Source organism: Nonomuraea sp. NPDC050478, assembly GCF_044458265.1.
In the GTDB taxonomy this organism is placed as follows: Bacteria; Actinomycetota; Actinomycetes; order Streptosporangiales; family Streptosporangiaceae; genus Nonomuraea; species Nonomuraea ferruginea.
On record NZ_JBITHT010000003.1, the window covers coordinates 496,416 to 515,157 of the forward strand.

The following is an 18,742-nucleotide window of genomic DNA, read 5'->3' on the forward strand; positions in this document are numbered from 1 at the left end:
CCCCGGCGCGCGGCGGACCGGTCGCGGCGGAGAATGTCGGCCGGAGGCCGTACCTTAGTGCGCGTGCCCGAGCAGCCCTTGACCCTCGACGCCGCGCTCAGCGATGAGGCGGTGCTGTCGACCTACCGCCGGATGTTCGCGGCGCTGGCCCGCGACAGCGGCGCGGTGGTCGACGACCCCGTGCTGGTCGACATCGCCGAGACGCTGTTCGCCGCGTTCGCCGACGCGGGCGAGGAGTGGCTGACGCACGAGCAGATGCGCCTGGCCTGCGGGGCCTATCCGGCCGACCAGTTCGACAACCGGCTGCGGGTGCTCAAGGGGCTGGGCGCGATCCGCGAGGTGTTCCCCAAGCCCAACCAGCTCCGTTACCGCGCGTCGTTCACCAGCGTGGTCGGCCTGATGTTCATCCGGCGGATGATGGACGACGGCGGCCAGTCGGAGATGCACCGGCTGCTCGCCCTCGAAGATCTCAACGTCGCCGACCCGCGCACCACGATGGAGGAGGCCCGGCAGAGCGCGGCCGGTCTGGCGCGGGCGTTCCGGCTGTGGGCGCTGGAGCTGATCACGCTCACCACCGGCACCATCGAGGAGCTGCGCGAGCAGGCCCCCAAGCTGTGGGGCACCGAGGAGATCGCCCGCCGCGCGCAGAGCGTCCACGGCACGATCCTGACCCGCTGGCCCGAGCTCGACCGGGTCTGCACCGACCTGCGGGCGGCGATCTACGCCTACAGCGACGCCTCCCGCCGCGCGGCCGGGCGGCTGGCCGACTCGGCCGGCACCACCCGCAACCTGACGCTGCTGCCGACGGAGACATGGCGCACGTTCGCCCAGACGGCGACCAAGGAGCGGCTGGCCGCGGTGCTCGACGGGTTCGTGTTCGACGCCCCGGCGCCGTGGCACGATCCGGCGGCGATCGCCCGCGCCGTCGACGAGGCGCCGCGGCCGGCGCCCGCCCAGCCCACGCCGCCGCGCTCCACGCTGCCCGACCCGGGCCCCGACGGCTCGCTCGGCGCCGCGCGGGAGGCGGCCGTCGAGCGGCTGCGCGAGCTGGCCGAGTCCCTGCTGGGCGGGGAGTCGCGGGTGGCGCTGGCCGACGTGCTCGGCCCCGACTGGGCCACGGCCCGGCGGGTGCTCGCCGACCTGACGACCGTCGACCTGCGGCCGGAGCTGCCCTACCGGCTGACCTGGTCGGACGGGCTGACGATCGACCCGTCCCGCGAGCCGTCCTGGCTCTCCCACGGCCACCTGGAGCGTACGCCGTGACCGCCGATCAGGCCGCGCACGCGCGGGCGCGCGCGCAGGGCCCGCTGCGGCTCGGGCCCGGCGCGCCGGCCCCCGCGGGCATGACCAGGCTGAGCGGCCCGGACTCCTCGGGGGTGGCGCTGCCCGTGTGGCCCGACGGGGTGACGCCGTCGCTGCTGGAGGAGCACCAGGTGCCGCCCATGCCGGTGGAGCGGGCCGGCGAGACCCGTCGGGTGCTGGCGGCGGTGCTCAAGTGCTGCTGGGCCGACCAGTCGGCCGACCCGTGGCCGGGCGAGCCGGCGCCGCTGGAGCGGGTGCTCGACACCTACCGCGCGCTGATCGGCCGCACCGACGACCTCATGCGCAACTGGGCCATCGGGGCGCTGCGCCGGCTGCACGACTCGGCGTGGGTGGTGGTGGCCGGCGGCATCGTCTCGCTCGGCCCGCGGTGCGCGCTGTGGCCCGTGGAGTCCCACGCGGTGCTGAAAGACCTGGTGCGCCGCATCCCCGAGCCGGAGCGCCGCGCCGTGCCGGTGGTCCCCGACGCGGGCCTGGTCGCCGCCGCCCTTCCGGAGCCCGCCGCTCCCGACCAAGGCGCGGGGAGCCGGGCGGAGCCGGGCGTGGCCGAGTTCGACGACCTGCTGAGCGGCTACGACGAGCGTCGCAGGGCCGAGCTGGTGTCCGCCTTCATGGTGGTGGAGCACGCCGCCGAGCCCGTGCAGGAGGCGAGGTTCGCCGCGCTGCGCGACCCGGCGCTGCGGCGCACCCTCGCCGAGATGCTCGCCCGCCGCGGGCGCACGCTCGTCCAGCAGCGCGAGCGCTGGATCTCGGGTTACGCCGACGAGCTCGTACGCGACGAGCCGCCGGGAGGAGGGCCGGGCGAGAGCGAGCGGGCGGTGCTGACCCTGGTGCTGGTCCACTCGGTGGCCATCCCCCGCGCCGAGGGCCTCCTGCCCGAAGACTCGTGGCTGTCGCCGCACCCGGCACCGGTCGACGAGTTGCGCCGCCATACCCAGCTCCCGATAGGCGAGCTGGAGTCGGCGCTGCGCGCGCTGCGCCACGCGGGGCTGGTGACCCAGGTCAAGGCGGGCGAGGAGGCCGGGGGTTACGTCCCCGGCCCGCAGTTCCACCGCCTCACGCCGGAGGCGCGCAGGCGGCTGCAGGAGGAGCTGATCCTCGCGGCGGGTCCCGACACGCCGCTGGCGGTGGCCGTACGAGCACGCAGGGCAGCCCGATGACCGGGGCGGCCGACCGAAGGAAACGGGGGTAGTGGTGGCGCAGGTGGAGAACGTCGTGGGAGATCGGGTGCTGGTCGCCGTGCAGGCGGTCAACATCTCCCGGCTGTCCACCCATCCGGTGCCCGTCGTGCCCGGCACGCTGATCGTCGTGGCGGGAGCGGGCCCCAAGGACTCCAACGGCGCCGGCAAGTCGTCGTTCATCGCGTCGATCACCGCGCTGCTCGGCGACGAGCAGTGGCGGTTCGCCTCGGGCGCCAAGACGGTGTCGGAGCTGCTGTTCAACGCGGAGCTGGCCAGCGGGGCGGGCGCGCGTCAGTGGGCGAGCGCCGGCCACGGCTACATCGTGGGCGTGTTCGCGCCCGCCGCCGGCAGCGAGAGCCTCGACGCCTACACGGTCGATCCGGGCGACGACGACGGCGAGCTGTTCGGGGTGGCCGGGCGGCCCGACGCGCCGCTGACCGTCTGGCTGCGGGTCAACCAGGAGGCTCCGCATCTGGAGATCCGCTGGCGGGAGGGGGTCCGGCTGGCGGCGGCGCCGTCGGAGGCCGAACGCGTGGCGCGGGCCGACGAGATCTGGGCGTCGCTGCCCCGTTCGGCGGGCCGGCGCGACGTCGTGGCCCGCGACCTCACCAAGGTCCTCTACGGCGACCGGGTTCGGTGCGTGTCGTTCCTGTCGACGAGCGTGCGCAGCAAGGTGGCCACCAACCTCCTGTCCCAGCCGCTCAACGAGATCTCGCCGGAGCGGGTGTTCGAGGCGATCGCGGCGCTGACCGGGCTCGACGCGGAGCTGGAGCAGGAGCGGGAGGCGCGGCGCGACGAGCACGCCAAGCGGGTGCGGGCGGCGCAGGCGGCGGAGCGGCTGGCCGAGTTCGAGACCGAGTCGCGGGCGCTGCTGTCCACGTTCGACCGGCGCGACCAGGCGAGGGTGGGCCTGGCCGGGGCGTTGCGGTGCTGGCAGGGACGCCAGGCGCGCAAGCTGGCCGACGCGGCGGCCAAGGACTCCGCGCTGGCCGCCGAGCTGGCCGGGCACCAAGCGGCGGGAGAGACGGCGGCCGAGGCGATCGCCGAGGTCAAGGCGGAGATCGCCACGCTCAAGGACGACACGCTCGACCGGCGCGTCACCGAGGCGCGCAAGGAGCTGGCCGCCCTCCAGGCGCGCGCGGCCAAGCTCGACGCCGACCGTGCGGTCGCGGAGAACTCCGCCGACGAGCTGCGCGGGCGGATCCCGGCGCTGGAGGAGACACGCAGGTTCGCCGACGGGCGCGACGTGCCCGCGGCGGAGGGCGAGCTGCGCGAGTCCCGGCTGCGGCTCAACGAGGCGCTCAAGGCGCTGGGCGTGGCCGACCAGGAGGTGGCCTCGGCCCGCGCGGCGCTGGACGACGCCGAGGGCGGCCCTGCCGCCGCCCAGCTCGACGCACTCGCCGGGGCGGGTGTCCCGGCGTCCGGCCTGCTGGACGCCCTCGACGTCGCCGAACAGGCGCGCGACCACGCCACGAGCGCCCCGCCTTCGACCTCCGGCCGTGCGTCCGCCGGCGGCAGGACCGGCAGCCTGGCGGATGCCGCCGGCGTCACCGGCGGCGCGGCGGGAGGCGGGCTGGCGCTGGACGAGCTGCGCAACTGGCCCGGCGAGCACGCCGTGATCGTCGACGCCGGCCGGCTGGCGGAAGCGGCCGAGGCGCTGCGCGAGCTGCCCGGGTCCGTGCTGGTCAGCGCGGCCGGAGTGAGCGTGGTGGGGGCGTTCGAGGGGGTGGCGACCGGCAGGGAGGCCCGCATCAAGGCCGCCGAGCACCGCCTCAACCGCGCCGTCGACTCTCAGGACACCGCCGCCGAGGCCGTGCGCGACGCCGAGGAGACGGTGACGCTGGCCCAGCGCAGGCTCGACGGGGCCAAGGCGGGCGTGCGGCTGGAGGAGCTGGAGCGGCGGCTGACCGGCCAGCGGGCCAGGCTCGGCGAGCTGGCCGCCGCCCTGGAGGAGCTGGCTCCGCGGGTCGCGGAGGCCGAGCGGGAGACCGCCGCGCTCGACTTCCGCGCCCGCACCAGAGACCTGGAGATCGAGCGGCTGGAGAGCCGCCGCCGGCAGCTCGACGGCGAGCGGGCGCGCGCCCGCGAGCAGGAGACGCGGGTCACGGCCGAGCGGGAGGCGCTGAAGCTCGGCGCGCTGGCCGCCGAATGGGGCGGCACCGCCGAGTCGGCCGCCGAGTGGCTGGGCGAGCTGCCCGAGGAGGAGCGCCCGCGCACCACCGACGAGTGGTGGCGGGTCGCCGAGCGCCGGCTCGACCAGGCCCTGCGCGACACGTTCCCCGAGGAGGACGCGGAGGTGCCGGAGGAGCTGCGGTTCCTGCTGGCCGAGCGGGGCGGCAGCGCGGCGCGGGAGCAGGCGACGTTCGCGGGCGTGTGCGGCGCGCTCGCCTCCTACCTGCGCGGCCAGGAGGAGTACGAGAAGCACCAGCGCAGGCAGATCGAGGCGCAGCTGGTGTCGCGGCAGCGCGACCTCGCGGCGGCCGACAAGGGCGCGGAGGAGGCGGCGCAGTCGACGGCCGTGCACCGGGCGGCGCTCTCGGCCGCGATCAAGGCCAGGCTGGAGCGGGTGGCCGAGGAGTTCGAGAAGCTCGACGTCTCGTACGGCGGCTACGGGGCGACGCTGGAGTTCCCGGTGCCGCCCGCGCCCGCGGACCCGGAGCAGCGCTGGCAGTGGCGGGTGACGCCGAAGTGGCGGCGCGGCGAGGGCCAGGGCTTCGTGCCCTACAACCGGCGGGCCAACACCGCCCTGATGGACGAGAAGGCGGTCAAGCTGGTGTGCGCGGCGGCCATCGCCTCGTCCGGAGGCGGCCACCTGTGCCTGGTGCTCGACGAGCTGGGCCGCAACCTGGGCAAGGAGCACCGGCGGGAGGCGGTGTCGCTGTTCCGGCGGATCGGCGAGACCTACGGCATCACGGTGATCGGGGCGCTGCAGGACGACATGGAGCCGTACGCCATCGACGCCTGCGGCCAGTACGTCAAGCTGCGCCGTTCCTCCGACGCGATGCCCTACAACGAGCCCCCGGTGATCGTCGGCCACGACCAGCACGCTGACCGGGTCAAGGCCCTGGCGGCCTACGTCGACAGGTCCGGCGAACAGCCCGGCTGAGCGCCGGATTCAGGGTCTGGGGATCGGCGGGCCGGTGTAGGAGGCGCGCAGCCGCAGGAGGGAACCTCGGGCGTATTCCTCCATGGCGTGGGCGAGCCAGCCGGCGGTCCTGGCGACGGCGAAGATGGCCTCGCCCGCGCCGGGGGTCATGCCGGCGACGGCGGCGAGGGTGGCGAGGCCGAAGTCGACGTTGGGCTCGGGGAGCCGTCGCCGGCGCGCCTCGGCCAGGACGGCTCGGGCGGCGGCGAGCCGGTCATGGCCGGGGGCGGCCTCCGTCACCAGGTCGAGGAGCGTGGTGGCGCGGGCGTCGCCGTTCTTGTAGACGGTGTGGCCGAAGCCGGGGATGCGCTCGCCGCGGCGGATCCGGTCGGCGATCACGCGGGGCGCGTCGGAGGGGCGGGTGACCTCGGCGAGGAGGCGTTCTGCGGCGTAGGAGGCGCCACCGTGCAGGGGGCCGCCCAGCACGCCCAGACCGGTGATGACGACGGCGTACGGGTCGGCCTTGGCGGAGGCGGCGACCCGCGCGGCCAGCGTGGAGGCGGCCAGCTCGTGGTCGGCGAGCAGCACGAGCGCGGCTTCCAGTGCCCGGAGCAGGGACGGGCTCGGGGGGTGCGGCGTCAGGCGGGGCCACAGCCGCTCGGCGATCGAGCGAGGCACGGGACTGCTGCTCTCCGCGGCAGTGCCTGCTTCCGGCTCTCGCTGCCCGGCCCCCCGCCCGCGTTCCGGCACGGCCTGCCCAGCGTCGTCACCGAGCCACTCGACCTCGGGTCTGAGCCGCCCGCCCTCGTCACGGCGTCCCGGTCCGAACCCGCCGGACTCATCGCCCGCCCCGGGTCTGAGCCGTCCCGGCGCGTCTCCCGACCTCGGTGCGGGCCGTCCCGGCTCATCTGCCCATCCCGGTGCGGGCCGGCTGAACTCATCGTCGGGCTCTGGCCTGGATGGGTCATGGGCGTCTGGTGGGCCCAGTACCGGGAGGGCATCGACGAGGCCGGTGATGAGGCGGCGGGCGGTGGCGGTGACCGAGGCCGGGTCGAGCTGGAAGCGGAGCAGGTCGGTGGCGCCGAGGACGGTGGTGATGACCTGGAGGCGGTCGAGCGGAAGGAGCGACTCGGGGAGGTCGCGTTGCGCGGCGACGGCGGCCTGGACGGCGTCCGCGTCGGCCTGCCAGGTGGGCGCCGTCCCGGGCTCCCGGTCGGGGGGATCGTCCCTTCCGACCCCGGAACGATCCTTCGTGACCGTGCCGGGGCTGTCGGCCGAGGGGCCGGGGTGGCTATCTGGGCCGGCCGGGGAGGCGTGCTCGGTCCAGAGCCATTCGGCCGTCGCCTCGAAGCCGGCGGTGCGGGCGAGGGTGAGGGCGTCGTGGCCACGGTAGTAGGGCCGGTCGGCCCCCAGAGCGGTGACGGCGGACTCGATGACCAGCTCGGGCGGCTGGCCCCGGGGCCTGCCCCGCCGGGCCAGGGTCTCGATCTCGGCGGCGTCGAAGAGGCTGCGGCGGCCCTCGTGGCGCCGCTTGAGCACCCCCCGGCTCACGTACGCGTACAGGGTGGCCGGTTTGACGCCCAGCCGGTCGGCGGCGGTGGCCGCGTCGATCCACTCCACACCCAGCTCCACATGTTGATGAAAATCAATATTGATACACATTGAAGGAACATGTCAACGTTGCTGCATGCCCAAAGTTCACTTCCTTGACGTGACGAACCGGGACGGCGTGCAGACCGCGCGCACCGGCCTGTCGAAGTTCGGCAAGACCATGGTCAACTTCTATTTGGCCAGGCTCGGCGTGGCGCAGTCCGAGATCGGGTTCCCCTTCCTGTTCCACGAGGTCCCGTACGTGCGGGCGCAGGTGGCGCTGGCCGAGGCGGGGGCGTTCGGCGAGCTGCGGCTGTCCGGGTGGTGCCGGGGCGTGGCGGCGGACGTGGAGAAGGCGGCGCCGCTCGGTCTCAGGCACTACAACCTGTCGATCTCCACCAGCGACTACATGATCCAGAACAAGTTCCGCGGCCGGCTCGACCGGGGCGCGATCATCCGGGAGATGACCGCCGCGGTGCGCGCCGCCAAGACGGCGGGCGCGCGGACCGTGGGGGTGAACGCCGAGGACGGGTCGCGGACCGACGACGGGTTCCTGGTGGAGTTCGCGCTGGCGGCGAAGGAGGCGGGCGCGGACCGGATCCGCTACTGCGACACGATCGGCGGCGACACGCCTGACCGGATCAGGGAGCGGTTCGCCAAGCTGGCCTCGGCGGTGGGGCTGCCGGTGGAGACGCACTGCCACAACGACCTCGGCATGGCGGTGGCCAACTCGGTGTCGGGCGCGCTCGGCGACCTCGACGCGGGCCAGGACGCGTGGATCAACACCTGCGTCAACGGCATCGGCGAGCGCTCCGGCAACGCCGACCTGCTGTCGACGATCCTGGCGTTCCGGCACGGCTTCGGGCTGGCCGCGGAGATGGGCGACGCGCTGGACCTGACGTGGGCCAGGAGGTTCGGGCTGTGGGCGGCCCACGCCTTCGGCCAGCCTCTCCCGTACCACCAGGTCGGGGTGGGGCGGAACGCGTTCGCGCACGAGAGCGGCATCCACGCCGACGGGGCGCTGAAGGACCACGGCAACTACGAGCTGTACGACGAGGCGACGCTGGGCCCGTTCCCGGAGGACTGGCACGCGCGCGACGGCCGGGTGGTGCTGACGGGCGAGTACGGCGGGAAGGCCGGGTTCCGGCACGTGATGGACGGGCTCGGGGCGGAGGTGGCGGACGAGGACCTGAGCTTCAAGCTGGTGCAACTCTGCAACGCGATGACGGGCAGGCCGCTCACGGACGACGAGCTGCGCCTGATCGCGGCCTACCCGCGCGAGCTGTCCCTGCTCTTCCCCGGCCAGTTGTGACGGTCACGACACGGGGATGTCCTTCACCTCGCCCAGGTCGGCCGCCTCCAGGGTGATGGACGTGACGTCGTCGGCGGGCGCCGGATAGTAGACGTACGAGCGGTTGACCTCACCCTTCTCCAGGGCGAGCACGGAGTTCTCGACGAACTCGGTGTGCATCTTGAGCGGGTGGTAGCGCGCCTGGGTCTCCGGATCCACCAGGATGAACGCCCCGTAGTCGGACGCGGCCGAGAAGTTGTGGGCGAACCCCTTGAACGGGTCGGGTATCGGGATGTAGTGGTCCTTCACCGACACCACGTCGAACACCGCCACCAAATAGGCCCCGTCACGGTAGAAGGGGTGGAAGTCCACCCGCAGCCGGCCCCCGGAGCGCGGCCACTCCAGCGAACCGACGACCGGCCCCGCCCCGGCCCGGTAAGGGGCGGGCTCGCGGGTGGAGCCCCTGACGTCCGTCGCCGTCCCCGTGGTGACCGCGACGTCGGGCCGATCCCGCTTGATCGTGTACGAGATCTCGACCCGCCGGTTGCGGGCCCGGCCCTCGGGGTCGTCGCCGCCGTCCCGCTTCTCGTTCCTGGCGATCGGCTCGTTCTCACCCTTGCCTTCGGCCTTGTACGTGTAGTCACCGCCGAGCTCGGCCACCAGGTAGTCGCGGACGGCCTCGGCACGCTCGACCGACAGCCGCTGGTTGTAGGTGCCGCCGCCCTTGCTGTCGGTGTGCCCTTCGATGAGGATGGGCGGCTTGTCCGGGTCGGCGCGCTCGCGGGTCTCCGCGACGGCCTCGTCCAGGATGGCCGCGGCCTTGTCCGACAGCGTCGCCTTGTCGAAGGCGAAGAGCACGTCGGTACGGAGCGCCACGGTCTCCTGGCCGCCTTCCTGGAACGTGGTCTTCTCCGGGGTCTCGACCAGCTCGTTCAGCCCGGACACCCCGGACCAGTGGTCGCCCTCGGGGAGCACCACCGGCCACTGATGTTCCCCGCCCTCGCCGCGCTTCCTGGCCACGGGCGGCGGGGCTCCGTCGGTGACGGGGATGCCGGTGGTGGGGGCCATCGCCAGATCGGGTACGAGCGAGACGCTCTTCACGCCGCCGGGCAGCGGCGGGAAGTACACCTCGACCGGATAGCGCACGCCCGGCTGGAAATCCTCGGGATACCCGTCGCCGTGGCGGGTGCCGAACGCCCGCTCCCCGGACTTCTCCCGCAACGTGAGGTACATCTTCCCGCCCACGGGGTCGAGCAGCCGGAACCTGCCGAAGGTGACGCTCTGTCCGGGGAGCCCGTCGTACCCGAACCCGCCTGGCGTCTTGGTGTCCTCCGTGGTCGAGATCTCCATCCTCAGCACGGTCAATTCCTCGTGCCGTTCGACCGCACGGACCTCGACCCGGAACGGGTTGGACGCGTGGAACCCGACCAGGCCCTCGCGCACGTAACCGGCTCCGGAAACGGAGGCCGAAGGCGCGGCGGAGGGCGACGCCGCAGTGGGCGACGCGGCGGCGGGAGAGGGCGACGGCGGGCCGGCCCGCTCGGGGGCACCGCCGCATCCCGCGACCGCGGTGACCAGGAGCACGGCTGTCAACCCGGCGCCACGCATACGATCAGACCTCCCGATCGACGACGTGCGGGAGTATACGGAGCCGCCTGGGCCGTTACGTCGCATTCGGCGGTATTCGCGGGGTCCAGGCCGCCCCATCTGGCCTGCCGCGTTTCCGCACGTGCCACATCGTCGCAGATCAGCGATTACGGTGATCCGCGGGAACGGGGCCTAACCGGTGGTCGCCGCCAAGGTGGAGCCGGTGCGGGTCTTGGTCACCTTGAGCTGGGCGGGGACGCGCGAGCGCAGCTCGGCCACGTGGCTGACGATGCCCACCGCGCGGCCGCCGTCACGCAGACCGTCGAGGATGTCGAGCACGCCGTCGAGGGTGTCCTCGTCCAAGGTGCCGAACCCCTCGTCGACGAAGAGCGTGCCGATCTCGGCGCCGCCCGCCTCGGCCGTCACCACGTCGGCCAGGCCGAGAGCCAGCGCCAGAGAGGTGATGAAGCTTTCCCCGCCGGACAGCGTGGCCGGATCACGCTCGACCCCGGTCCACCCGTCGAACACCCGGAGACCCAGGCCGCCGCCGGAGCGCGACCGGGACCCGGCGGTCTTGGCCAGGTCGTGGCGGAGCAGGTAGCGCCCGCCGGACATGTGGTCGAGGCGGTCGTTGGCGGCGTCCACGACCTGGCGGAGGCGTTCGCCGAGCACGTAGGAGGACAGGCTCATGCTCCACTGGTTGTCGCCGGACGTGCCGGCGGCCAGCGCGGCCAGTTGCTCGGCCAGCTTGTGGCGCTCGGCGGCGGGCCGCCACCGGGCCACGCATCCGGCCAGTTCCTCGCGCAGCTCGGCCAGCCGGTCGGCCCTGGCTTCGGCCCGGTCGCGGGCGGAGGCCAGGGCGGTGCGGGCCCGCTCGGCCTCGTCCCTCTCGGCAGAGAGCCGCGCCAGGTCAGGCGCCGGCTCCGCGGCCGCCGCTATCAGCTCCGGGTCCTCGAGTACGGCGGTGACGGCGGCGAGCTGGTCGTCCAGCCTGCGCAGCGTCTCGGCCTTGCTCTCCAGCTCGGCGGCGCTCCTGGCGGCGGCCGAGGCGTCGGCGGTGTCGGCGAACCCGGCCTCACGCGCTGCCTCCTGAGCGGCGTCGTGTGCCGTGACCCGCTCGCCTTCCGCGGCCACGGCCGCCCTGGTCGCCTCCAGCGCCTCCCCCAGGAGTTCGGCCTCGTCGGTGAGCCTGGTCAGCCGGGCCGTGATCGTGGGGTCGTCGCCGCGCGCCTCGTCCAGCCTGGCGCCCAGCCGCGCGGCATCGGCGCTCAGCTCCTCCTGGCGGGTCCGGCGGGTGGCCAGCCTCGTGGCCACCCGCCGCGCCTCCTCCTGGAGCGCCTCCCTCTCACGCCCGCGCCGCGTCACCTCCGCGACCAGCGCGCCCTCCTCCCCTGCGACCTCCCGCAACCGGGCGACCTCCCGATCCAGCAGGCGCAACGCCTCACGCACGTCCTCCTGCCGGACCTCCTCACCGTCCGCCGACCCGCGCACGCCCTCCCGCAGGGCGCTCTCACCGTCCAGCAGATGCGACGACTCGCGCACGCTCTCCCGCCGGACCTTCTCCCGCTGGGCGCTCTCACCGTCCAGCAGACCCGACTCACGCACGCTCTCCCGCCGGACATCCTCGCCATCCGCCAACCCACGCAGGTCCTCCTGATCGAGGCCTCTTGCCTCGTCGGAGGTGTCCGGGGCCTGTGTCGCGTTCTCAAGGTGCCGTGGGGCGGCGTTCTCGATGACGTCGCGCAGGGTGAGGCGGGTGTGGAGGCGGGCGCGTTCGGCTCGCAGGTGGGTGGTGTGGGTGCGGTGGGCGGCGAGGGTCTCGCCCAGTTCGCGGGCGCGGTCGCGGACCTGTTCGCGCTCCGCCTCCGCCCGCTCCAGCTCGGCCGCCAGGCGCGGCTCGCGGTCGGCGACCTCGCGGAGGCGGGTCAGCTCCCGTTCGGCCTCCTCCACTCCGGCCTCGGCGTCCTCGACGGCCAGCCCCGCCGTGGCGGCCAGCGCGTCGGCGTGGCGGGAGTCCAGGGAGGCGAGCACCCGCTCGGCGGACTCGCGCTCGGCGACCGCCGCCTCGTGCTCGCGCTCGGCGTCGAGCTCGTCGTCCGGTGAGGGCGCGCTGGGCGCAGGGGACGCCGGGTGCGGGTGGTGGTCGGAGCCGCAGACCGTGCACGGCCGCCCGTCGGCGAGGTCGCGGGCCAGCTCGGCGGCCATCCCGTCGATGCGGGCCTGACGGATGTCGAGCCAGCGCTCGCGCAGGTTCTGTGCCCGGTCGACGACCTCCTGGTGCACGGCCCGAGCGTCCTCCAGCTCGGCGGCGAGCGCGTCGCGGCGGCGGGCCTGGTCGAGCGTCGTGCGGGCCGAGTCCAGGACGGCGGCCGCCGCCGGGATGCCCGCTGCCTCGGCGCGTACCTCCGCCAGCCGGGCGGCGGCCTCGGCGACCCGCTCGGGCAGCTCCGCCTCGGCGGCCGCGACCTCCGCCTCCTGCTCCCCCAGCGCCTCCAGCTCGGTGGCCAGCCGGGCGAGCTCCCGATCGGTCTCGATCAGGCGGGCCGCGACCTCTCGTACGGCCTCGACCGCCGGGATCCGGGCGGCGGCGGCGCGCGCCCCGGCCAGCCTCCGCTCGCCCTCCTCGATGAGCGCCGGCAGGGCGGCCAGCCGCTCACCCACCTGCACGTCCTCGCGTCCGAGAGCGGTCAGTTCCTCCTCCACCCGGGCGCGGTCCCGCCGTACGACGAGCAGCCGTGCTTCCTCGGTGAGCAGCTCGGACAGGCGGGCGATCTCGCTCCGGCGTTCCCTTTCGAGGACGGCGAGCCGCTCGGGAGCCACCCACCCGGCCACTTCCGACGGCTCGTCGAGGCCTCCGGGGGTACGGAGGAGGATCGGCCGCGCGCGGGCCAGGGCGTCGGCGGCGAGGGCGCGGGCCTTGGCCGCGGCTTCCGTGCGCTGGCGGACGGCGGCGATGAGCGGGACGACGGAGCCGGCGCGGTGGGCGTCGTCGAGGATGGCCTGAAGCTCGGCGCGTTCCTCGGCCCGCTCGTCGAGGGTGCGGCGCAGGGTCAGGGCCTCGGCGTGGCGGCGCTGCCGTTCGGCGAGAGCGGACGCCCGGTCGAACCGCCCGGTCGCGGCCCGCCACGCCTCCTCGGCCTCGGCCTGGTCATCGGCGCCGCGGGAGACGGCGGCCTCGGCGGCCTTCAGAAGGAGACCCGCCCAGGACACGGGGTCCTCCTCCGGAGCAGGCGGCTCAGGAGCGACACCGGCCTCCAGCGAAGCGGCCCTCTCCGTCGGAACGGACCTGACGCCCGGCGGAGTGGAACCGGTCGCGTTCTCCGCCGAGGTGAGGTGGAAGCCGGCAGGGGCGGGGGTGGGCTCCGGAGGGGTGGGGTGGAGGAGGGCGGGGCCGGCGGCTTCGGCGACTCGGTGGACGGCGTACTCCACCTGCTGGCGCAGCTCCTGCTGCGACCGGAACGCCTGCTTGCGGTGCTCGGCCAGCCACGCCTCGGCCTGGGTGAAGATCTTGACGGTGAACAGCCGTTCCAGCAGCTTGCGGCGCTCCAGCCCGTCGGCGCGCAGGAAGCGCGCGAAGTCGCCCTGCGGCAGCATCGCCACCTGGCAGAACTGGTCGGCGTTCATCCCCAGCAGCCCGCCCACCAGGTCGCCCGCCTCGTCGGCGCGGGTGGTCAGCCCGACCCAGCCGGAGCCGCGCCGCTCCTCGACGATGACCTTGGCCTTCTCCTCGGTGTAGCCGGTGCCGCGGAGCTTGGGCCGCTGCCAGGCCGGGGAGCGGTGGATGCGGAGTAAGCGGCCCCGGATGCTCACTTCGAGCGTCACGGACGGCCCCGCCCCGGGCGGGGCGTGGTCGCAGCGCAGGCTGCGGGCGCTGTTGCGCTGGCCGGGCACCTGCCCGTAGAGGGCGAAGCAGAGGGCGTCGAGGACGGTGGTCTTGCCCGCCCCCGTCGGCCCGTGCACGAGGAACAGCCCCGATTCGGTCAAGGCGTCGAAGTCGACCGTCTCGGGCCGGGGAAAGGACCCGAACGCCGTCAGCGAGAGCCGGTGCGGCCGCATCTACGCCATCGTCTCCTTCACCCTCGACTCCTCGATGGCCCGTCTTAGCAGCTCTTGCTCTTCGCGTGTGGCAGGCTCGCCGCGCACCTCGCGGACGAAGTCGAGCGCGACCTCCGCCTCCGGCCGCCCCTGCAGCCTGGCCGGCGCGGGCGCGGCCCGCTCGCCTTCCGGCTCGAAGGACAGGGCCAGTGTGTGGGGGAAGCGGGCGCGTAACCGGTCCATGGCGGCGCGCGGCCGTACGGGGTCGGTGAGGACGACCTGCAGCCAGTGATCCTCGACGTACTCGTACCGGGGCGAGGTGAGCAGGTCGTCGAGCCGGCCCGAGAGGCGGCCGACGGGGCGCGGCACCGGCGCGGGCACGAACTCCGCGCGCGAGCCGAGCGTCACCAGCCAGGACCCCTTGAGCTGCCCCGCCTCGGAGAACGAGTAGGCCAGCGGGGAGCCGGAGTAGCGGACGGTCTCGGACATGCGCTGGCGGCCGTGGAGGTGGCCGAGCGCGACGTAGTCGACCCCGGCGAAGGCCGCCAGCGGGACGTGCGCGACCCCGCCGACGCTGATGTCGCGCTCGCTGTCGCTGGCCGCTCCCCCGGTCACGAACGCGTGCGCGAGCACCACCGAGCGGGGGTGGCGGGCGGCGTCGGCGCGGACGCGGTCCATGGCGTGGGTGAGCGCGGCGGTGTGGCTGCGCTCGGTCAGCTCCCAGGGGCGGCGGACCAGCTCGGGCTCCAGGTAGGGGATGCCGTAGAAGGCGACGTCGTCGATCACCACGGGCTCCCACGCCTGGGCGGGGTCGGTGCGGAGGTGGACGCCCGACGCCTCGATCAGGGCGGCGCCGAAGCCGAGCCGGCGCGCCGAGTCGTGGTTGCCGCTGATCAGGATCGTGCGCGCGCCCGCCTCCCGCAGGCGGCGCAGCGCCTCGTTGCACAGCGCGACGGCGTCGACCGGCGGCAGCGCCCGGTCGTAGACGTCGCCGGCGACGAGCACGACGTCGACCCGCTCGGCCCGCACGGTCTCCACCAGGTGGTCGACGAACGCCGCCTGCCCGTCGAGCAGGCTCTCGCGGTGGAACGAGCGGCCCAGGTGCCAGTCGGAGGTGTGCAGGATCCGCATTCGCAGGAAGCTAACAGGTCCCGCTGACAAATGCGGCCCCCTGCGCCACATGAGCTGGGAGTAAGCTGAAAGATCGACGGGCAAACCAACGCACATGGGGAGGCCGATGCGGACTGGCCGTGGCATTCTGAGCGTTGCCGCCGGTCTGTTGCTGGTGGCTCTGGCGTCCGTCGGGTACATCCTGCCGCCCGCGTTCGACCCGCCGCCGCTCAAGGCCGATGTCGCATTACAATCGCTGCCTCCCCAGCCCCCCGCGGAGCTGCGCCCGGTGGCGAAGGTCTCCGACTTCCGGCAGGAAGAGATCTCGGTCCGGGCCGAAGGGCAGACGCTCCACGGAACGGTCCGATTTCCGGTGAAGCCGGGCCGCTACCCGGCGATGGTGTTCGTGTCGGGCTCCGGCAACGGGTCGCGGACGGAGTTCACGCCGCAGGCGGAGTTCCTCTCCCGGTCGGGTGTGGTGACGCTGGCGTTCGACAAGCGGACGGTCGGCTACAACTTCCGCGACCGCGACTTCTCGCTGCTCGCGGACGACGCGCTGCGCATGGTCGAGTATCTGCGCACCCGCTCCGACGTCGACCCGGTCCGCGTCGGCGTCTGGGGCGTCAGCGAGGGCGGCTGGGTGGTGCCGATCGCCGCGGCCAAGAGCGCGAGCGTCGGGTTCGTGGTGCTGGTCTCGTCGCCGAACGTCTCGCCGCTGCGGCAGGTCGCCTGGGCGCTGAACGAGCAGCTGCTGCGGCTGCGCGCCCCGGTGGGTGTGCGCGACCTGCTGACCAGGGCGATGGGCGCGGTCGGCTTCGACTTCCTGCGCTATGACGCGCAGCCCGCGCTGGACCGGATCGAGCAGCCGGTGCTGGCCTTCTACGGCACCACCGACCCGTCGATCCCGTTCGTGGAGTCGACGGACGCCCTGCTGCGCGGCATGAAGGCGGCCGGGAACGACCGCTACACGATCCGCTTCATGGCCGAGGGCGACCACGCGATGCGGGTGCGCGGCGGCGACTTCACCGCCGGTTACCTCGACACGCTCGCCAACTGGATCCTCAGCCTGCCGGCCACCGCCAGACCCACGGCGCACGTCGCGGGGGCGACGCCGGTGCAGCGGTTCCAGGCGGCCGACGTGCCGGCCGCGCCGTGGTACGCGGGCGGCACGATGCTGGGGCTGACGATCTGCCTGGCCGCCGTCGGCTACGTGGCGGGCCCGGTCGCTGCGATGGTGGTGCGGCTGCGCGGCCGGCATCACATCCCTGAGCTGAACGCCAGGCTGTGGCCGCCGATCAGGCGCAGGCTGGCCAAGATGGTGTGGACCGGTCTCGGCCTGCTGCTGTCGGTGGTGGCGTTCATCATGCTGCTGGTGCTGTTCAGCATCAACCAGGCGGGGGCCTGGCCGGCGGTGCTGGCGGGCTGGCTCGTGGTGCGGGTGCTGGCGGTGCTGATGCTCATCCAGGAGGTCACCGCGGTGGCCGCTGTGGTGTCGGGCCTGCGCGAGGGCATGCGGCCGAGCCGCTGGCAGCACGTGGCGATCGCGGGCGTGCTGGGCGGCACCGGCCTGCTGCTGGTCGCGGCGGCCTACTACGGGCTGTTCTCGTTCCCCTGGTAGGGGGCCGCATCGGCGCGGACTACGTCAGCCCGGCCGCTGGACGCGACCCGACATAGGTGGCCATCCAGCGGTCGAGCTCGGCGAACACCTGCTTGCGCACCGGCTCGGCCGACAGCACCAGGTCGTGCACGCCGCCGTCGACGCGCACGCACGTGACGTGCGGGCCGAGCGAGGTCGCCCAGCGGGCCATGTGTTCGGGGTCGAGCACGATGTCGGCCGAGCGTGCTTCCGGTACGAAGTCCCGTACCCGCAGGCCCTTGCCCGCGGCGAGGACGAGCACGGGCACGTCCACCTTCAGCCCGCACTGCAGGCGGCGCTGGGCGCGCCGGATGGCGGCCAGCCAGGTGGCGTGCACCGGGAACCCGCCGAGCGGCTTCAGCTCCAGGTCGTAGTGCCACTCGCCGCCGTGGTCGCGGTGGAGGCTGTGGCCGTAGGCGTGGCTGGAGCCGAGCGGGAGCGGCCTGAGCACGTACGAGAGCGGGGTCTTGAGCAGGTCGGCGGCCAGGCGGAGCGGGCGGGAGACGTTGAGGTCGAAGAAGGGGCTGTTGAGCACGAGCCCCTGCACCAGGCCGCGGCCGCGGACCCGGTCGGCCCAGAGCGGGGCGATGAGCCCGCCGGTGGAGTGGGCGTTGATGGTCAGCTCGTCGTGGTCGCGCCGGATCAGGCGGACGGCCTCGTCGATCTCCGGGAAGTACTCGGTGACGCTGCGCACCAGGCCGCGGGTCTGGTGCGGCAGCAGCGAGCGGCCGTACTTGCGCAGGTCGAGCGCGTAGAAGTCGATGCCGTGCCCGACGTAGTGGTCGGCCAGGTGGTCCTGGAAGAAGTAGTCGGTGAAGCCGTGGATGTAGAGCACCGCCCGGCGCGATCCGGTCCGCTTGGAGATCAGGGTCGCCACGACCTCGCCCTCGTAGTCGGGCGGCATGGCGAGCACGGTCGTCTCGTACATGTCAGCCACCATACGGATCATCGGGCCACGACGGCACTCCCGGGGGGAGGTCCTCGCCGACGGACATCGGGAAGGCGGGCGGCCGCTTCTCCAGGAACGCGGTGACGCCCTCGGCCGCGTCGGCGGCGGGGCCCAGCTCGGTCATGAGCCGGGAGTCGGCCGCGTGCGCCTCCCACGGCGAGGACGCCGACAGCCCCGACCACATCAGCCTGCGCACGGCGGCCACCGACACCGCGGAGGTGTTCTCGGCGATCTCGCGGGCGAGCGCGTACGCGGCGGGCAGCAGTTCCTCTCCCGGGTAGACGCGTGACACCAGCCGGCCTTCCAGCGCTTCGGCGGCGCCGAAGACCCTGCCGGTGGCGGCCCACTCCATGGCCTGCGCGATGCCGACGATCCTGGGCAGGAACCAGCTGGAGGCGGCCTCGGGCACGATGCCGCGGCGGGCGAAGACGAACCCGAGCTTGGCGGTGTCGGCGGCCAGCCGGATGTCCATCGGCAGCGTCATCGTGAGGCCGACGCCGACGGCGGCGCCGTTGATCGCGGCGATGACGGGCTTGAGCGATCGGGCGACGCGCAGCGCGACGGTGCCGCCGCCGTCACGCGGATAGCCGTTCACCAGCTCGGCTTCGCGTCCGGACCGGCCGAACGTGCCGCCGCCGCCGCTCAGGTCGGCGCCCGCGCAGAAGGCCCGGCCCGCGCCGGTGACGACCACCGCGCGCACCTCGTCGTCGGCGTCGGCCAGGTCGAAGGCCTCGATCAGCTCGGCGCGCATGGTCAGCGTGAACGCGTTGAGCCGGTCGGGGCGATACAGGGTGATGGTCGCGACCTGGTCGGCCACGCCGTACTGGATCTCGGTGAACGCCATGGACCGAATCTTATTCGGTGACAGATGTTCATCCATTCATAAACATAGATTTCGTATTTTGTCCGTAGGCTGCCGCCTCGATTCGGGCCTATGTGATGAACTTCGGGGAAGCGG

11 protein-coding genes are annotated in these 18,742 nt (G+C 73.9%); 5 read left to right on the top strand and 6 right to left on the bottom strand.

Annotation, left to right across the window (positions count from 1 at the left end; all coding sequences use genetic code 11):
* Positions 1 to 63 precede the first annotated feature (63 nt).
* The 3 genes from ACIBF7_RS16760 to ACIBF7_RS16770 are packed head-to-tail and all read left to right on the top strand — an operon-like array spanning position 64 to position 5,607.
* Positions 64 to 1,263 (top strand): hypothetical protein, encoded by a 1,200-nt coding sequence (locus ACIBF7_RS16760; RefSeq protein ID WP_364232564.1) that lies wholly within the window; start codon positions 64 to 66, stop codon positions 1,261 to 1,263.
* Positions 1,260 to 2,480: a helix-turn-helix domain-containing protein gene (locus ACIBF7_RS16765; protein ID WP_364232566.1), complete on the top strand. Its 1,221-nt coding sequence runs from the start codon at positions 1,260 to 1,262 to the stop codon at positions 2,478 to 2,480. Before ACIBF7_RS16760 ends, ACIBF7_RS16765 begins: the two co-directional genes overlap by 4 nt.
* A gap of 43 nt (positions 2,481 to 2,523) precedes the next feature.
* The gene (locus ACIBF7_RS16770; RefSeq protein ID WP_397197490.1) at positions 2,524 to 5,607 is read left to right on the top strand and encodes a chromosome partitioning protein ParA; all 3,084 of its coding nucleotides are present in this window, start codon (positions 2,524 to 2,526) and stop codon (positions 5,605 to 5,607) included.
* A gap of 9 nt (positions 5,608 to 5,616) precedes the next feature.
* Here the strand turns inward: ACIBF7_RS16770 and ACIBF7_RS16775 are convergent, their stop codons facing one another.
* A complete protein-coding gene (locus tag ACIBF7_RS16775) occupies positions 5,617 to 7,218 on the bottom strand; it encodes a citrate synthase (protein WP_397197491.1) in 1,602 nt (533 codons plus the stop codon).
* Positions 7,219 to 7,273: 55 nt separating this feature from the next.
* Here ACIBF7_RS16775 and ACIBF7_RS16780 point away from each other — a divergent pair, with 55 nt between their 5' ends.
* Positions 7,274 to 8,488, top strand: a complete 1,215-nt coding sequence (locus ACIBF7_RS16780; protein WP_397197492.1) for a LeuA family protein — start codon at positions 7,274 to 7,276, stop codon at positions 8,486 to 8,488.
* A gap of 3 nt (positions 8,489 to 8,491) precedes the next feature.
* Here the strand turns inward: ACIBF7_RS16780 and ACIBF7_RS16785 are convergent, their stop codons facing one another.
* From ACIBF7_RS16785 to ACIBF7_RS16795, 3 genes are all read right to left on the bottom strand, one after another.
* The gene (locus tag ACIBF7_RS16785; protein WP_397197803.1) at positions 8,492 to 10,051 is read right to left on the bottom strand and encodes an OmpA family protein; all 1,560 of its coding nucleotides are present in this window, start codon (positions 10,049 to 10,051) and stop codon (positions 8,492 to 8,494) included.
* A gap of 195 nt (positions 10,052 to 10,246) precedes the next feature.
* Entirely contained in the window at positions 10,247 to 14,110 is a 3,864-nt protein-coding gene (locus tag ACIBF7_RS16790) for an AAA family ATPase (protein ID WP_397197493.1), read from the bottom strand.
* Positions 14,111 to 15,220 carry an exonuclease SbcCD subunit D gene (locus ACIBF7_RS16795; RefSeq protein WP_397197494.1) on the bottom strand — a complete coding sequence of 370 codons (1,110 nt, stop codon included), beginning with the start codon at positions 15,218 to 15,220 and terminating at the stop codon, positions 14,111 to 14,113. It abuts the gene before it with no gap.
* A gap of 106 nt (positions 15,221 to 15,326) precedes the next feature.
* Here ACIBF7_RS16795 and ACIBF7_RS16800 point away from each other — a divergent pair, with 106 nt between their 5' ends.
* Positions 15,327 to 16,817: an alpha/beta hydrolase family protein gene (locus tag ACIBF7_RS16800; protein ID WP_397197495.1), complete on the top strand. Its 1,491-nt coding sequence runs from the start codon at positions 15,327 to 15,329 to the stop codon at positions 16,815 to 16,817.
* A gap of 19 nt (positions 16,818 to 16,836) precedes the next feature.
* Here the strand turns inward: ACIBF7_RS16800 and ACIBF7_RS16805 are convergent, their stop codons facing one another.
* Both ACIBF7_RS16805 and ACIBF7_RS16810 read right to left on the bottom strand, forming a co-directional pair.
* Positions 16,837 to 17,763, bottom strand: coding sequence for an alpha/beta hydrolase (locus tag ACIBF7_RS16805; RefSeq protein WP_148030538.1), 927 nt, complete (start codon positions 17,761 to 17,763; stop codon positions 16,837 to 16,839).
* 1 nt (position 17,764) lies between these two features.
* Positions 17,765 to 18,628: an enoyl-CoA hydratase-related protein gene (locus ACIBF7_RS16810; RefSeq protein ID WP_148030537.1), complete on the bottom strand. Its 864-nt coding sequence runs from the start codon at positions 18,626 to 18,628 to the stop codon at positions 17,765 to 17,767.
* Between the last annotated feature and the right edge of the window lie 114 nt (positions 18,629 to 18,742).

What these genes read in the sequence shown, in the direction of transcription:
- ACIBF7_RS16780 (WP_397197492.1), top strand. Translation starts at nt 7,274, where the DNA reads ATGCCCAAAGTTCACTTCCTTGACGTGACGAACCGGGACGGCGTGCAG.
- ACIBF7_RS16790 (WP_397197493.1), bottom strand. Translation starts at nt 14,110, where the DNA reads ATGCGGCCGCACCGGCTCTCGCTGACGGCGTTCGGGTCCTTTCCCCGG.
- ACIBF7_RS16795 (WP_397197494.1), bottom strand. Translation starts at nt 15,220, where the DNA reads ATGCGGATCCTGCACACCTCCGACTGGCACCTGGGCCGCTCGTTCCAC.
- ACIBF7_RS16800 (WP_397197495.1), top strand. Translation starts at nt 15,327, where the DNA reads ATGCGGACTGGCCGTGGCATTCTGAGCGTTGCCGCCGGTCTGTTGCTG.
- ACIBF7_RS16805 (WP_148030538.1), bottom strand. Translation starts at nt 17,763, where the DNA reads ATGTACGAGACGACCGTGCTCGCCATGCCGCCCGACTACGAGGGCGAG.
- ACIBF7_RS16810 (WP_148030537.1), bottom strand. Translation starts at nt 18,628, where the DNA reads ATGGCGTTCACCGAGATCCAGTACGGCGTGGCCGACCAGGTCGCGACC.